General features: G+C 33.4%; 20 protein-coding genes. 13 read left to right on the forward strand and 7 right to left on the reverse strand.

All coding sequences use genetic code 11. The features are described 5' to 3' along the window. Positions 1-58: 58 nt before the first annotated feature. Entirely contained in the window at positions 59-229 is a 171-nt protein-coding gene (locus ACZDYH_RS11215; protein WP_086384950.1) for a DUF3951 domain-containing protein, read from the forward strand. Positions 230-254: 25 nt separating this feature from the next. Here the strand turns inward: ACZDYH_RS11215 and ACZDYH_RS11220 are convergent, their stop codons facing one another. The 5 genes from ACZDYH_RS11220 to ACZDYH_RS11240 all read right to left on the reverse strand — a co-directional run bounded on the left by ACZDYH_RS11220 (position 255) and on the right by ACZDYH_RS11240 (position 3,200). Then, a complete protein-coding gene (locus ACZDYH_RS11220; protein WP_048558354.1) occupies positions 255-611 on the reverse strand; it encodes a hypothetical protein in 357 nt (118 codons plus the stop codon). Next, a complete protein-coding gene (locus tag ACZDYH_RS11225) occupies positions 612-1,217 on the reverse strand; it encodes a dienelactone hydrolase family protein (protein WP_000660128.1) in 606 nt (201 codons plus the stop codon). A gap of 2 nt (positions 1,218-1,219) precedes the next feature. Beyond that, entirely contained in the window at positions 1,220-1,555 is a 336-nt protein-coding gene (locus tag ACZDYH_RS11230) for an antibiotic biosynthesis monooxygenase family protein (protein WP_102956123.1), read from the reverse strand. 184 nt (positions 1,556-1,739) lie between these two features. After that, on the reverse strand, positions 1,740-1,919 hold the full coding sequence (locus tag ACZDYH_RS11235; RefSeq protein WP_001025737.1) for an H-type small acid-soluble spore protein: 180 nt from the start codon (positions 1,917-1,919) through the stop codon (positions 1,740-1,742). Positions 1,920-1,985: 66 nt separating this feature from the next. Beyond that, positions 1,986-3,200, reverse strand: coding sequence for a helix-turn-helix domain-containing protein (locus ACZDYH_RS11240; protein WP_000212351.1), 1,215 nt, complete (start codon positions 3,198-3,200; stop codon positions 1,986-1,988). A 119-nt stretch (positions 3,201-3,319) separates the two neighbouring features. Between ACZDYH_RS11240 and ACZDYH_RS11245 the strand changes: the two genes are divergently transcribed. After that, entirely contained in the window at positions 3,320-4,588 is a 1,269-nt protein-coding gene (locus ACZDYH_RS11245) for an MFS transporter (RefSeq protein ID WP_000502472.1), read from the forward strand. A 126-nt stretch (positions 4,589-4,714) separates the two neighbouring features. Then, the gene (locus ACZDYH_RS11250; RefSeq protein ID WP_102956124.1) at positions 4,715-5,239 is read left to right on the forward strand and encodes a DUF4398 domain-containing protein; all 525 of its coding nucleotides are present in this window, start codon (positions 4,715-4,717) and stop codon (positions 5,237-5,239) included. Between the two features lie 40 nt (positions 5,240-5,279). Here the strand turns inward: ACZDYH_RS11250 and ACZDYH_RS11255 are convergent, their stop codons facing one another. Then, complete coding sequence (locus tag ACZDYH_RS11255) at positions 5,280-6,173, reverse strand: LysR family transcriptional regulator (RefSeq protein WP_001050611.1); 894 nt, start codon at positions 6,171-6,173, stop codon at positions 5,280-5,282. Positions 6,174-6,335: 162 nt separating this feature from the next. On the opposite strand from ACZDYH_RS11255, the gene ACZDYH_RS11260 reads away from it, so the two are divergent. Genes ACZDYH_RS11260 through ACZDYH_RS11280 form a run of 5 tightly spaced genes read left to right on the forward strand, consistent with a single transcriptional unit; the run spans position 6,336 to position 12,127 of the window. After that, positions 6,336-7,328, forward strand: a complete 993-nt coding sequence (locus ACZDYH_RS11260; RefSeq protein WP_078994771.1) for an ABC transporter ATP-binding protein — start codon at positions 6,336-6,338, stop codon at positions 7,326-7,328. Continuing rightward, complete coding sequence (locus tag ACZDYH_RS11265) at positions 7,306-8,331, forward strand: ABC transporter substrate-binding protein (protein ID WP_086389336.1); 1,026 nt, start codon at positions 7,306-7,308, stop codon at positions 8,329-8,331. The genes ACZDYH_RS11260 and ACZDYH_RS11265 overlap by 23 nt, the downstream gene beginning before the upstream one ends. A gap of 12 nt (positions 8,332-8,343) precedes the next feature. Continuing rightward, positions 8,344-10,014, forward strand: coding sequence for an ABC transporter permease (locus ACZDYH_RS11270; RefSeq protein ID WP_434713971.1), 1,671 nt, complete (start codon positions 8,344-8,346; stop codon positions 10,012-10,014). Further along, positions 10,011-11,273 carry an MBL fold metallo-hydrolase gene (locus ACZDYH_RS11275; RefSeq protein WP_434713973.1) on the forward strand — a complete coding sequence of 421 codons (1,263 nt, stop codon included), beginning with the start codon at positions 10,011-10,013 and terminating at the stop codon, positions 11,271-11,273. Before ACZDYH_RS11270 ends, ACZDYH_RS11275 begins: the two co-directional genes overlap by 4 nt. A 20-nt stretch (positions 11,274-11,293) precedes the next feature. After that, positions 11,294-12,127: a hypothetical protein gene (locus tag ACZDYH_RS11280; RefSeq protein WP_098236613.1), complete on the forward strand. Its 834-nt coding sequence runs from the start codon at positions 11,294-11,296 to the stop codon at positions 12,125-12,127. Between the two features lie 49 nt (positions 12,128-12,176). On the opposite strand, the gene ACZDYH_RS11285 is transcribed toward ACZDYH_RS11280, so the two are convergent. Next, the gene (locus ACZDYH_RS11285) at positions 12,177-12,599 is read right to left on the reverse strand and encodes a YfmQ family protein (protein WP_000214581.1); all 423 of its coding nucleotides are present in this window, start codon (positions 12,597-12,599) and stop codon (positions 12,177-12,179) included. A 41-nt stretch (positions 12,600-12,640) separates the two neighbouring features. On the opposite strand from ACZDYH_RS11285, the gene ACZDYH_RS11290 reads away from it, so the two are divergent. The 5 genes from ACZDYH_RS11290 to ACZDYH_RS11310 all read left to right on the forward strand — a co-directional run bounded on the left by ACZDYH_RS11290 (position 12,641) and on the right by ACZDYH_RS11310 (position 15,406). After that, the gene (locus tag ACZDYH_RS11290; RefSeq protein WP_001987133.1) at positions 12,641-12,757 is read left to right on the forward strand and encodes a hypothetical protein; all 117 of its coding nucleotides are present in this window, start codon (positions 12,641-12,643) and stop codon (positions 12,755-12,757) included. A 65-nt stretch (positions 12,758-12,822) separates the two neighbouring features. Then, on the forward strand, positions 12,823-12,984 hold the full coding sequence (locus ACZDYH_RS11295) for a hypothetical protein (protein ID WP_000108701.1): 162 nt from the start codon (positions 12,823-12,825) through the stop codon (positions 12,982-12,984). A 177-nt stretch (positions 12,985-13,161) separates the two neighbouring features. Then, positions 13,162-14,253 (forward strand): serine hydrolase, encoded by a 1,092-nt coding sequence (locus ACZDYH_RS11300; RefSeq protein ID WP_309305255.1) that lies wholly within the window; start codon positions 13,162-13,164, stop codon positions 14,251-14,253. Positions 14,254-14,369: 116 nt separating this feature from the next. Continuing rightward, positions 14,370-14,945, forward strand: a complete 576-nt coding sequence (locus ACZDYH_RS11305) for a histidine phosphatase family protein (protein WP_000208265.1) — start codon at positions 14,370-14,372, stop codon at positions 14,943-14,945. Between the two features lie 89 nt (positions 14,946-15,034). Further along, positions 15,035-15,406 carry a hypothetical protein gene (locus ACZDYH_RS11310; protein WP_000461779.1) on the forward strand — a complete coding sequence of 124 codons (372 nt, stop codon included), beginning with the start codon at positions 15,035-15,037 and terminating at the stop codon, positions 15,404-15,406. Positions 15,407-15,408: the final 2 nt, after the last annotated feature.

The raw sequence follows: 15,408 nt of genomic DNA on the forward strand, positions 1-15,408 counted from the left end.
GGATTACGCTCATATAATAGCGAAAGGTGTAATAACATGAAAATATAGGGGTGGTGTTATGATACTTTTAACGATAGGAGCAATTTTGTTAACGTTGTTTATTTTCTTTATTATCGGTTTCGTTACGTTTATGATGTTTGTTGATAAGGCGACACCTCAAATATATTATACACCTTGTGAATCAGTGACAGTGAAAACTAAAGGTAAACAGAGAAGGAAGAAAAGTTGAAAGTTGGCTTTTCTTCCTTCTTCTATTACATCCCCAAAAGAACTAACAACAATAACCCAAATAAAAAACTAATAAAGGAAAGAAGAACGATACATATGGAAAATACACGATTATTTCTCCATTCGCGCAAGAAAGTTATAAAACCTAAAATACAAAGGAAAAACCAAATGGGTAGGAATAGGAACTCACTAATTTTCTCGGGAAGTAACGCATAAAAAGTTGATAAATATAAAATCCAATTTGTAAAAAAAATGCAAACGATAATAGATTGTAAGTAGGGCCGTTTGGAAAACTCCCCCTTTTTTACGGTTACGAAAATAATAGTTAGCACTGAGAAAAAGGCAATGAATATGAAAATAAGTAAGAGTAATGTAAGTGTCATTTACATCTCCTGTATAAGAGTGTTTTTTACAAGAAATGAATCTATTACATTATATGCTTGTTTTGTAGAGTGCCCGTTATATTTTTCAGTGTACGGATTTAGAAAGCCATGTTCACCGTGTAGTTGTTTTATTTCTAATAAAGGGTTATTCTGTTGCTGCAATGTTTGAATGAAAGCGGATACTGAAAAACTAGCTTCTTTTTCAGGGAATATAAGTAGTGTAGCGCATGTAGGCTTTATGTGAACATAGTCACGTATACGGGAACCGTAGCATCCGATAATAAAATCTATTTTCGGATTGTTACTACATAGCCATGAGATGGTAGCTCCAACACTAAAGCCGATAAGTCCAATATGTGTGTAACGACTAGAAAGATGAGTAATGAATGTTTCAATTTGCTTTTTTCCATCTTCAAATCCAATATGATTCATAAAAAAATGATATGCTTTTTCTTCATCAATATAATGAAATGCAGGTTGCGATTGTAGCAGATTAGGACAGAATACATCTATATGAGATGAAGTAAAGTGCTGGGTAACGTGATGCATATGGTCGTTCACACCATATATTTCATGAACAATAACGAGAGCTAATTTTTCCTTCATAGTTATAAAGTACCTCTATGAAACTTAATTTCTTTCTCAACAAGACAAATACGCAGGTGGAAGTTTTCATACCATTGCTCACGACCTCTTTTTTTCGCTTCTTTATGTAAGGTGTTCTTTTTCCAATTTTCAATCGCATCAAGTGATTCCCAATAAGAAATTGTTATTCCGAGTCCAGAATTACCTCTTGCATTTTCTACACCTAAAAATCCAGGTTGTTGCTTTGCAAGTTTCTCCATTTCTTCGGCAACGGTATTATAGTCTGTTGTATCATTTGATAAATTAGAAGTGAATATAACTGCATAATAAGGCTTGTTTTTTTCTAAAGTAGATGCCATTATTTTTCCTCCTTAATGTATAGTACGAATAATTAATCCATAGTTTGTATTTTAGCAGGTCACAAAAAGAAAAGAAGTAGAAAATTCTTATTTTTTCAGCTCCTGTAAAATAAAGGGTTGAAGAAATTTATAATAAGTAATCTGAAAGAAGAAAAATGCCACTTCAAAAGAGAAGTGGCATTTCTTATATTTCCTCTAAGCTATTAACTGGAACAGTTAATTCGCGTCCTGGGTTTTTTACTTCATATATGCGGGCGGTTTCATTGCTTTCATCGACGTGTTGAATCATAACAGGCATGCCTTGAAAATTGACATTGGCTTGTTCTGCTGACATAGAAAGCTCTTTTGCACGTTGTATATTCATTTATATTCCTCCCATCATTATTATCTTTGCTAAAAAAGAGGAATAATATACCATTTAGAGACATTCTTAAAGTTTTTGTATTATTTGTAATGTTTCTTTAATAAATGAAGAAAAGATGGAATCAGGATAACCATCTATCGTTTGAACTGCTTCTTTTGCTTCTTTCAGAGCAGCTGGTTTATCTTGAAGTTTTATATGACACAGGGCACGATAAGACCCAGCTGTTAATACCCACGATTGATCAAGTGGATGACTCATATAATCTGGTATGGTAGCGTGTTTTAATATTGCCAAAGCTTCCTTATAACGTTTTAAGCCATACAAAGATTTTCCTTTTTCAAGATAATATAATCCATCGTCTTGAAAGATTGGTTCATCTTTTAGTTTTTCTCGGAATTGTTCTAGATGTTCTAATGCGATTGTATATTCATTAGTAATTGTGTTGTAGTAGTAAGCTTTTAAAATATCAATAATCGCAATGGATAGAATATCTTCTGTAAAAATGGCAAATTGCTCCGATTTTTTTATGTAATATAAATACTGTTCTTTATCAGCTGTAATGACTTTTTGGTAAGATAAAATGCGATAAAATTCATCTGTTTTATAATACACTTGATGTTTTTTTGAAAATGCAAGTGCATCTAAAATGACTTTTTCACATTTTTCATAATTGCCGTATGCGAGTAAAATAATGGCTTCTTTTAAGTATAATTGTATATGTGTAATGAGATCCATTTCTAAATTCTTCGCTTTATATTCATCACGAATTGTAGCAATCATCTGTAAACATTCTTTATATTTTTTACGTTTGAAGAGCATATAGTAAAACAGTAGTTTCGTTTCAGTGCTTTCTCGATATAAAGTATATTTTTCAAATATAGAAACAGCAGTTTCAACGTAATATTCAATATGATAATCGTTCATAATAGTTGCTCCTGTTAGGAACTGTTTATATAAGCGAGCTGTATTTAAAGTAGAAGGTAGCTCTGTTTGAACGATAGGTAGTAAAGTCTTGTATACTTCATCGCATTTATTTGCCTTTATTAGTTGCTCCATTTTTTGAATGAGTTCTACAATTTCTCCTTCATCTTCTTCTAATAAAAAGCTCGTTTCACATTCAAGTTTTTCCGCAATATATTGTAATGTTTTCATAGAAGGTGTAGCTTTTCCATTTTCAATTTGACTAAGCATACTTTTTGTCAGTTCCGAACCTGCCAGTGCTGTTTGCGTAAGCTTTTTTTCTTTTCGTAATGCTTTAATTTTTTCGCCGAGAGTTGCCATATTGTTGCTCCTTTATATTTAAAAAGTTTAATTGTATTTAACTTTTTGTTGTGAAAATTGGAAAGTTGATTATATAATAAGTTTAACACAATTTAACTTTTAAGGGGAGAGAGTCAAAAATGGGAGATATAAGTATAGGACAACATGATTCAAGAATGAAGATTGCAACTAGAAATATCATTTTAATGATGATTGGAAAAATGACGTCTTTATTAGGCGCAGGTATTTATACGTTCGCAATGGGGTTATATGTATTAAAGACTACTGGTTCAGGGATGGGGTTTGCAATTACGCTCGTTTGCGGATCACTTCCAAGGATGATCTGTGGCCCAATTGCTGGTGCTGTAGCAGACCGTGTGAATCGAAAATGGCTTGTCATTGGTACTGATTTATTAAGTAGTTTAACGATGCTTAGTATGTTTATTCTTGCTACTATATTTGGGCCATCACTTCTTTTTATTTATATTTCAGCAGCATTATTATCAATTTGTGCAAGTTTTTATTCTGTTGCATTAACTTCGTCTATTCCGAGTTTAGTAGATGAAGGACGTATTCAAAAAGCGAGTGCTTTAAATCAAACGGCAGCTTCTTTATCAAATATTTTAGGACCGATTATTGGCGGAGTTGTATATGGTTTCTTTTCAATTAAATCGTTTTTCCTATTAAATAGCATTACGTTCTTTTTAGCGGTTATTTTGCAATTATTTATCGTATTTGATTTATATAAAAAAGAAGTGGCTGAAAGTACAGAGCATTTCTTGATGAGTATAAAAGAAGGTTTTTTATATGTAAAAAGACAACGTGAAATATATGGTTTAATGAAAATAGCATTGTGGGTAAACTTTTTTGCGTGTGGTCTAACAGTTGCACTTCCGTACATTATCGTCCATACATTGCATTTATCTTCAAAGCAACTCGGTACTGTAGAGGGAATGTTAGCAGTCGGGATGCTAATGGGAGCGATTGCTTTATCAGTTCGTAAAGAAGTGAATAATCCGTTTCGTTCTATTTATACTGGACTGTTTTTGTTTGCAGGTTTAAGTTTATGTACAGTCTTTCCGTTGTTAGTTATCATTCCAAAAGTAGCAAGTTTTATTTACTATATTGCTTTTATGATGTTAACTGGTATAGCAATTATGATTGTAAACATTCCAATGCAAGTACATATGCAAAAAACGACAGATCCGAGCTACCTAGGGCGTGTGTTTGGCCTACTTGAAACAATTGCGACTGCAATCGCACCGCTTGGTATGATTGTATATGGACTACTATTAGATATGTTGCCAACTAGCATTGTTATGATGACAATAGGTGGAGGGTTATTGTTAGTTGTATTAGTTGGAGTAAAGCAACATATGGCGAAAAAACAAGTAGATGTGTCCGCTTAAAAATAAGAAAATAATAAAAATTTGACTTATCATTATAAAAATGACTAAATTAGTATTTTAGTTTTTGAAACTCTTTTTCATGTATGTTAAAGTAAAGTGAGCTTGCAAAGAAAAGGAGACAACAGCATGAAAAAATTAAGTTTTGTTATGCTTTTTCTATTAGTCGTAATGGCTGGATGTAGCAATTATGACACATATATTGAAACAGGTATGCAATCATTGAAAGATGAAAAGTATAGTGATGCAAAAATGTGGTTCGAAAAAGCAGAAAAAGAGAAATCAGGAAATGAAGCGAAATCATATAAAGAAGTTGCTGAGAGAATGGATCACGGAGCAACAGCATTAAAAGACGGTAAGTATTTAGAAGCGAAAGACATTGCAAATGAAGTGTTACAAAAGAAAAAAGATGCTGAACTTGAAAAAGCTGTAACATCAAATGCAGAGAATATGCTTCAAAAAGCAAAAGATGTGGAAGAGAAAGTAAATGAAAGAGTGGCAAAGCGTAGAAAGGTAGAAGAAGAAGGAATCGATAAAATTATTAAAGCTGTCGATAGTATAGATGAAGTGAAAGAAAAAGAGAAGAAAGTATCAGAAGCATTAGATAAGGCTGAAGAGGCGCAAGCAAAAATTGAGGCAAAGAAAAATAAATAGATTTATAGTTTGAAAGGCTGTCGTGCATAACGACAGCCTTTTAATTTTTTGTTGCAAATGAAGTGATGCTCTGTAGTAAAAAAGAAATGATTTTAGAATTCCATCTGTCCTCATGATGAATCGTATAAATGTTACGCTGAAATTCAAATTCAGGGATTGGTATATAGCATAGCTCATTTCGTTGTATTTCTTGCTCGATAGCAAGTTTAGAAATAAAGGCAATTCCATTACCATATTTTAAAATTTGTTTCATCGTTTCTAATGAGTCTAATTCAATTTCAGATTGGAATGTAATGTTGTGCGCCAACGTCCATTGTGTAAGTAAATCTCTCGTTGTAGATGGATTACGATGCAATAGTATGCGTTCCTTTTCGATATTTTGTAACGATACATTGTCTTTCTTTGAAAAATGATGTTCTTTGGAAAAGGCAAGAACAAGTGTATCGGGCATTATATTCGTTTGTTTTAAAAGTGGTTCATCAAATGGAGCAGCGGAAATTATCCCAAGATCGATTTCGTGATTTTGTAGCATCATTCGAATTTCAGGGGCTGTTTTCACTAGTAGCGTTATTTTTATATTGGGAAATTCACATTGAAATTGATGAACGACTTCTGGCAAAAGATAAGTCGCTGGTACATAACTAGCGCCGATTGTTATAGCACCTTTATGAAAATCTTTAAACTCTTGCGTGACACGTCTAGCTTCTTTCATAAGTGCATCTATTTTACAAGCATAATGGTGCAAAGCCTCACCAGCCTCTGTTAAGAAATACCTTCCAGAACGTAATTCGAATAGAGATACACCGAGTTCTTCTTCTAAGCTTTTTATATGAAATGTAATAGTTGGTTGTTTAACGCCAAGTTTTTCTGCAACGATTGTAAGCTTTTTGTATTTCTTAATAAGTACTACAATTTCTAATTTTAAGAGATTCATTATGAATTGCCGCCTTTTTTATTTTAACTATAGAAAAAATCTATAGAAATAAATAGTTTATTAGAAGTTTTTTAATTTAATCTTTACAGTACATTAACATTCAGTATAAATCTTCCATATAGAATGAAAGCAGGTTAAGAATGAGGGGAGAGAGGTGAAGCAATGGATATTACAATTAGTGGATTAGAAAAGGCATTTGGAAAAATACAGGCGTTAAAGACGTTGCAGATTGTAATGAAACAAGGGGAATTCACTACACTTTTAGGACCTTCGGGGTGTGGGAAAACGACTTTACTTAGAATGATAGCAGGGCTTGAAGAACCAGATAAGGGAGAAATATATTTTGGAGACCAGTGCATGTATTCTGCTGCAAAAAAGATAAAGACATCTCCTCATGAACGGAATATCGGTATGGTATTTCAAGATTTTGCTTTATGGCCGCACATGACTGTTTTTGAAAATGTTGCATTTGGTTTAAGAGCTACAAAGCAAACGAATCAATTGCGAGAAAAAGTAGAAGATGCGATAAAGCGAGTTCGCCTGCAAGGTATGGAGAAAAGGTATCCACACGAACTTTCTGGTGGACAGCAACAACGTGTCGCATTCGCTAGAGCAATTGTAACAAAACCTCATTTTATTTTGTTTGATGAACCGCTAAGTGCACTCGATGCAATTTTGCGAGAAGAAATGAGAATAGAGCTTATGGATATCGTTCATTCCATTGGTTTAACTGCACTGTATGTCACTCATGACCAAACAGAAGCAATGTCAATGTCAGACCAAATTATTGTCATGAAACAAGGAGAAGTATTACAAAAAGGAACACCGGAAGATATTTATGTGAAACCGTCTCATGAATTTGTTGCCAAATTTGTTGGTAAGGCGAATTGGCTTGTAGAGGGTAAAAAAATGGTTCGTCCAGAGCATGTGAGCTGGACGAAAAATGAAGTGTGCGAAATGTATACAGGTGAAATTAAGCACGTTACATATGTAGGAGAACGGTATGAAATAAAAGTAAACATGGGGGCACTCGGAATATGGACAGCTTATCACAATAGTAAATTAAGCATCGGTAAACCAGTATCGTTATATGTGCCAAAAAAATGTATTCATCATATAGGGGGAGAATCATATGAAGAAATTCAGTTCGCTTAAGTCTTTATTTGTATGTACTTTATTATTTTCGGCTGTAGTAACAGGGTGTAGTTCAAAGACAGGCAATGCAGATGCAAAAAGTAAAAATACGACTGAAAAGAAAATTGTTGTATATAGTGCAGGGCCAAAAGGGTTAGCAGAAAAAATTCAAAAAGACTTTGAAAAGAAAACTGGTATAAAGGTGGAAATGTTTCAAGGGACAACTGGTAAAATTTTAGCGAGAATGGAAGCTGAAAAGAAAAATCCAGTCGTTGATGTAGTCGTACTTGCATCATTACCAGCGATGGAAGGATTAAAGAAAGAGGGTCAAACGTTAGCTTATAAAGAAGCGAAACAAGCTGATAAGCTGCGTTCTGAATGGTCAGATGATAAAGGACATTATTTCGGGTATAGTGCTTCAGCATTAGGGATTGTGTACAATACAAAAAATGTGAAGACAGCGCCTGAAGATTGGAGCGATATAACGAAAGGGGAATGGAAAGGAAAAGTGAATCTTCCAGATCCAGCACTTTCAGGTTCAGCTTTAGACTTTGTAACTGGATATGTGAAAAAGAATGGAAAAGATGGATGGAATTTATTTGAACAACTTAAGAAAAATGAAGTTACAGTAGCAGGAGCAAATCAGGAAGCGTTAGACCCAGTTGTAACAGGTGCGAAAGATATGGTAATTGCGGGTGTTGATTATATGACGTACAGCGCAAAAGCAAAGGGTGAACCTGTTGATATCGTATATCCAAAAAGCGGAACAGTTATTAGTCCACGCGCAGCGGGAATTATGAAGGATAGTAAAAATGTAGAAGGCGCAAAAGAGTTTATTGATTATTTATTATCCGATGATGTACAAAAACAAGTTTCTAAAGCGTATTTATTGCCTGGTAGAACAGATATAAAAGCTGAAAATAGACCAAATGTAGAAGAGATTCCAGTATTAAATATTGATTGGAAAACAGTTGAGAAAGAGCAAAATGAAATAGGAAAACAATTTAAGAAAGTATTTCAATAAGATGGTGATTCCATGGTAAATCGATTCGTATCAGTAAGACAAGTTGGAATGACGGTAGCGTTATTGCTTGTGGCGATGTTAATCGTCATTCCCCTTTTTCTTATTTTATTTTCTAGTATATATGAAAATAGCAGTTGGAACTTTTTAAAGCCTTTTGAAGTGATGCAGAGTGGTGGATTAGCTGGGATTTTTCTAAATTCGATGCTTCTAGGTGTACTCGTTGTAATAGGAGCTACAATATTTGCATTTCCATTGGCATTTATTATGAGCAAAACAGATGTAGGAAAGTATAGTAAGTTAGATATTGTTTTTACGATTCCATTTATGACACCGCCGTATATTGGATCAATGGGCTGGATTTTGTTCATGCAACCTAACGGCTATTTTGAACAATTTTTTCCGATGCTAAAGACAGTTTCATCATCGTTTTTTAGTTTAGGAGGTATGGTCTTAATTATGAGTCTGCATTTATTCCCATTCCTTTATTTCATGCTGAAAAACACGTTACTTCAGATTGGGAGTAGTAAAGAAGAAGCTGCAGCAGTTCATGGCGGAAGTTTTTTCTATCGTTTAAGAAAAATAATATTGCCGTTATTAGTATCAAGTTATGTAATGGGTGCTTTACTCATTTTCGTAAAGACGATTGCTGAATTTGGAACACCGGCTACATTCGGACGTAGAATAGGATTCCACGTGTTAACATCAGAAATCCATAAATTTATTTCGAGTTGGCCAATTGATTTTAGTAGTGCAACAGCATTATCTTCTTTATTACTTAGTGCTTGTATGCTTATTTGGTATATGCAAAATGTATTGAATCGAAAGTATTCATATGCAATGGTTAGTGGAAAAGGTGTGAAATCTAAAAGATATACTTTGTCTATATTTACGCGCGTTGTAGCATGGATGTATGTAATTGGTTTATTAATAGTATCAATTGGAATTCCATACTTTTCTATACTTATTGCTTCTTTGTCAAAATTAAGAGGCGGCGGTTTACATGTAAATAACTTTACAACAAGCCATTATGAGGCATTGTTTACAATAGGATCTCCGGGATTAGAGGCTTTATGGAATAGTTTTCTTTTTTCACTCGTAACAGCGATTATCGCGGTAATGATTGGAGTCTTTTTGGCACTTATGATTCGAAAGGGGAAAAAAACCTCTGAAAAATGGCTTGATATGTGCGGTATGTTACCGAATATGGTACCAGGAATCGTTATGGTTGTAGGTCTTATTCTATTTTGGAATTCACCATATATGCCTATGTCAATTTACAATACACCAATCATGGTTATCGTAACGTATGTTGTTCTGTTTTTACCTTACACGGTGCAATATGTAAAATCATCACTCGGACAAATTGATGATTCTCTCATGCAGGCAGGAAGTGTTTTTTCTGGAAATTATATTTATATTTTTAGAAAAATAATAATGCCTCTTATTATCCCAGGCATTATTGCTGGATGGGCGATGACATTTACAATTTCGATAAGAGAGTTAGTAGCATCGCTTCTCGTATTACCTCCATCAGTAGAAACGTCAGCAACGTTTATTTTTGCTCAATTTGAACAGGGTGAAGTATCTATAGGCATGGCGATGGCCGTTGTTTCTGTTGGACTTACAACAATGTGCTTATTACTGCTGCAACATATGGAGCAAAAACGAAAAGGGGTAGCATGATGAGAGTAGAAGTATGGGGAGGAGCTGGAGAGTACGGTCGCTCCTGCTATTTTGTAAAAAATAAAGAGACGAAAATAGTATTTGATTGTGGTATTAATCGATCTTATGAGGATAGTTATCCAAAAATAGAGAGAGAAGCTGTTCCATTTCTAGATGCGGTATTTTTATCACATATTCATGAAGATCATACGATGGGTTTACCTTTATTAGCGAAGTATGGCTATAAGAAAAAAATTTGGACGACTCGTTATACGAAGGAGCAACTTCCAACTTATTATGAAAAATGGAGAAACTACAATGTGACGCGAGGATGGAATGTACCTTATAGTGACCAAAACATAAAAGATTTAAATTATGTATATATTGATGAGATTAGTAATCCGAATGAATGGATACAAATTACTCCTTCATTGCGGTTTCAATGGGGATATAGTGGACATGTATTAGGGGCTGTTTGGTTTTTAGTGGATATGAGTCATACATATGTATTTTATTCTGGCGATTATTCAGCAGAGTCTAACATACTACAAGCGAATTTACCTGAGAAATTGCGTGGCGATATAAAAGTTGCAATTGTAGATGCCGCGTATCATACTGATGATATTTCGCAACATGAACGAGTAAACGAACTATGTGCAGAAATTGAACGAGCTGCGGGGCAAAAAGGGATAGTATTACTACCTTTGCCACCCCTTGGTAGGGCGCAAGATATCGTGTTGTATTTATATAAAAAATATAAAGAACTTCCCATTATAGTAGATCAAGAAATTTTGGATGGATTCGAAGAAATGATCGTATATAAAGATTGGATCAAAAATAATGAAGAACTTGAAGAGCTGTTGGAGAGTTTAAAAAGAAACGTAATAGTTATGGATGATGACAGCGGTACGCAATATAGTTTTGGAATAGTTGTAATGAGTGATGCGAATATGCAAACGAAACGAGCGCAGTTATATTATGAACAAATTCGACGTGACGAACGAAATTCTATTATCTTTACTGGACATATTGCTAAAGGGAGTTTTGCAGAAAAAGTTATGAAAGAGCATGTAGGTAAAGAATGTAGGGTGAAGCGAGTTCCATATAAAGTTCACCAAAGTATAAGAGACGTTAAAGAGATGTTAAATACATTATTACCAGAACATACGGTGCTAGTGCACGCTTTGAAAGAGGATACGGATCGATTACAACAAAAGCTAAGTTCAGCAGGATATGAAAATGTATATTCACTTGCAATGGAACGTATAGAAGTCATTTAAAATGCAAAGGGGATAGGTATATGAAAAAAGTATTTGTATTCGTAAGCATTTTCTTTTGTTGTTTCCTTTATAACGTTAAGGAAGGGTTTGCTGCTAGTCCAATGAAACCTAGTTTTGAAGTAAAGTTATTATTGAAGCCAGAACAAGTATTAGGTGATAACAAAGAGATGAAGCAAGAGGTGTTAGAACATTTCCAGGCTGGTACAAAATATGAAAGAATACAAGTGCAATTTTTAGATACTGCGAATAAAAGTTTAAGCGAGGAAGGTTGGTTTGCTAGAATTCGAAAGAAAGAATTTAGTAAAGATTTTGAACTAACATATAAAAAAAGATATCCTATTCCAAATGGTGTAATTCAAGATGCACTAGAAGTAGCTAAAAAAGAAGGATTCGATAGTAATACGGATAGTTATGAGGCGGAAATAGATTGGGGATTTGAGAAGAAAACATTAAGCATTTCAAATAAGAAAAGCTACAGTGCTAAAGGATATGGGATACTTGATTTACCAAATGAACAAGCTGCTCAAAACATGTTAATAGAAAAATTACCAGGGAAAATGAACAAATGGTTGTATACAAATTGGGGAGAAGAGATGTTAAAGAATTCCCGTATTTACGGTCCTGTATTAATGAAGCGATATACAGGAGATTTTGAAAACATAAAAGCAAATATTGAAATTTGGCCATTAAGTAATACTGGGAAATTAGAAGATGACTTCGTAATAGAAGTGTCATTTAAAACAAATGAAGAAAGTATTGCGACAAAACAAAGGGAATTATTAATAGCGAGTTTAGAGAAAAAAGGCTGGTTGTTACCGAAAGATAGTTTAAAGACAGAGCTTATTTTTCAGTAAATAGTAAAAAGGAATCCATATGCCATGGATTCCTTTTTATATATGAGTATTAAGCTAAATCAGCTGACACGAACATATCACTATTTTGAAGGTTTTTAGAGCGTAAACTATAAGCAACTACCTTCTTTTTATATTGTTTTACAACATCAACATGCTCTTCATGACTATAAATATAAAATGTAAAATCTTTTTTACCACGTTTTGCATTGATAATTAAAGGTGTGCCTTCATTATGGGGTGGTGCATAATAGCGATCTAAAAATAAACCTTCGTTAAAATCATGAATAATTTTTGATTTCTGTTCGCCTACTAAGTTATTTCCGTTCATTGTAACAGTCACATTCTCTTCTTCGAGTTGTGGATGTGTTTCAAAGCGACTAATAATGGATTCAATAACAGAGTTAGGAAGGCTAGAAACGATAATTTTAAATGCTCCAAATACAACTAACATTACAATAAACCAAGTCGTCATAGTATATCATCCCCTTTATTCTATTTAATAATATAACTCATATGGTAATAGTACATATGGTGAAGTTTTGTATAATTTGTGAAAAATATGCCATTTTCACGAACGAAATGTTAGAAAAATCAATTTTGTTACAAAAAGTTGAAATCGAAGTATTTTAAAAGAAAAAGGTTTATAATAAAAATATAACTAATAACCACATTACTAATTATAAGGAAGTGTAACTATGAGTACTGTAGCAATCGTATATGGTATTATTCTTTCCACAATTATTGTTTTGTTTTTTGTTGGGGTTTCACGTTATATTCATAAATGGAAAGAAGGCGTTGCGAAATTAAATCACATTGAAGAAGAACTTAGTGATTTAATGTTACATCATGGTAAGTAAACATTTATTTTTTAACTAAACAATGTGAAGGATATCACAAAACATGCTTTCCTAATGAAGGCATGTTTTTTTGTTGTTTAAGAAAAGAAGTGTTTTTGTATAAATAATCTAATTATTACTTAAAAAGGGAAATTTATTTAGTATAATATATAATATGTTTATTTTAGGGGGAGTATCATGAGGGGATTAAAAGTTGTTGGAATTATAGCTGGAATTACTATAGTAGGCTGTATAGCTTTCTTTTCAGTGAAGGAATATGTCAATTCCAAAGAAGACTCTAATTATGTGCTAAATTATATAAAAGAACATAAGGATGATAAAACAACTTCTTTAATTGTTAAAAGAAATGGTGAAACATTGACATCAATAAATGAAAAAGAAAAACTACCGCTAGCAAGTATGTCGAAAATCGTTATAGCAATTGAATATGCTAAGCAAGTAGCTGAAGGGAAAATAAGAAAAGACGAGCAAATTTCATTGAAAGAATTAGAAAAATACTATGTGAAAAATACTGATGGTGGTGCACACCCTGCCTGGCTAGATGATGTAAAAGTTAAAGAGTTAGTGAAGGGTGGTCAAACTTCTTTAGAAGAAGTAGTGAAAGGAATGATCCATTATAGTTCGAATGCGAATGCATCATATTTATTGGACAAGCTTGGAGCAGCGCGGATAAATGAAAGTTTGAAAGAGTTAGGCTTAAATAGTCACGATGAATTTTATCCAACGTATACAGGGGCATTATATATGAGGGGCTATGTTGAAAAAGAACTGCATATTCCTCAAAATAAAGCATTGGACAAGCTACGTAATATGTCTAATGATGAATATGTTAAGCATGTATGGCAAATACATGAATGGATGAAAGACGAGAAAGAATGGACAAAACGCGAGATATCTTTAAGAGCCGATATGGACTTTCAGCGTATTTGGTCAGATCGGTTTATAGGTGCAAATGCGAAGGATTACATGAGTTTACTGGAAAAGATAAATAGCAGAAATTATTTTACACCACAAATGCAAGGTGAGATTGAGAATATATTTAAAGGAACCGTAGGAGAGGGTATGTTCGAATTTGCTGGACAGAAAGGTGGTTCTACGGCATTTGTATTAACAAATAGTTTCTATGGTACTGATAAAAAAGGGAATAAGATTGAGATTGTCTTTATGATGAACAATTTGAGTGAAAAAGCATTTGAAAAACTTCTAAGTAATATGGATTACTTTATTCGAGATATTGTCATAAGTGAGGAATTCAGAAATAAATTATAATGAAATAATTTTATTATGTAAACAAAGGGGCACTTATGAAAAGTGCTCTTTTGTAATACAGGATTTTCCAATCTTATTATTGAATATAGATGGAAAATAAGATTGGAGGTTAAAAAATGACAACAATATATTTCGTTCGCCATGCCCATTCTACATATACAAAAGAAGAACGGGAGCGACCTTTATCTGAAAAAGGGCACTGTGATGCAGAGAATGTAACACATTTATTAAAAGATAAACATATTGATGTTGTTATTTCTAGTCCGTACAAAAGAGCAATCCAAACTGTACAAGGAATTGCGAATACATATAAATTATCAATACAAACAGAAGAAGATTTGCGTGAAAGATTATTGAGTACAGAGCCAGTATCAAATTTTAATGATGCTATGCAGAATGTGTGGGAAGATTGGAGTTTTGCATACGAAGGCGGAGAATCGAATGATATCGCACAAAGGCGCGCTGTAATATGTATGCAAAATATATTAAAACAATATGAAGGTAAGAATATTGTAATAGGTACGCATGGAAATATTATGGTATTACTCATGAATTATTTTAATTCGAAATATGATTTTGAGTTTTGGAAAACACTTCATATGCCTGATGTGTATAAATTAAATTTTGATAAAAATCGTTTCATTTCTGCTGAAAGAATAGAGAAAACAGGTCATCGGTTAAATATTTTGTAAAAGTTTATCAAAAAAAGAGGAAAGAGAGAAGTTATTGTAGAAGTATGACTTTGTAACATAAAAAATATATGTTAAAGGAGGCTGTTTACATGTTTGAGAAAGAGAAAGAAGGGCTTATTGAAGTTCAAAACGTATATGAAATTGCACCAGAAGATGGAACAATCATTGGTATGGCAACGGAAGAAGAAATGGAAATTGCTGCTGAACTAGAGTTACAGTACTATGCCCATTCTCGTTTGTTAGAAGCAAATATTCAGTTAGACGGTTCCTCCTACAAAGAGTTACTTCAGGAGTTCCAGGAGTACGAAAGAAAATCAATGAGCTTTTGGCGAGCAATACATAAACGTTTAGCTGTGCCATGGGCGTGGGTACTACGTATTGATGTTGCGAATGGCCCTATATATGTAAGTAATGGGAGTTCATATTACGAAGAAATCGATGATGAAGAAGATTATGAATAGAT

The sequence above is a fragment of the Bacillus sp. EB V-12 genome (assembly GCF_056158125.1).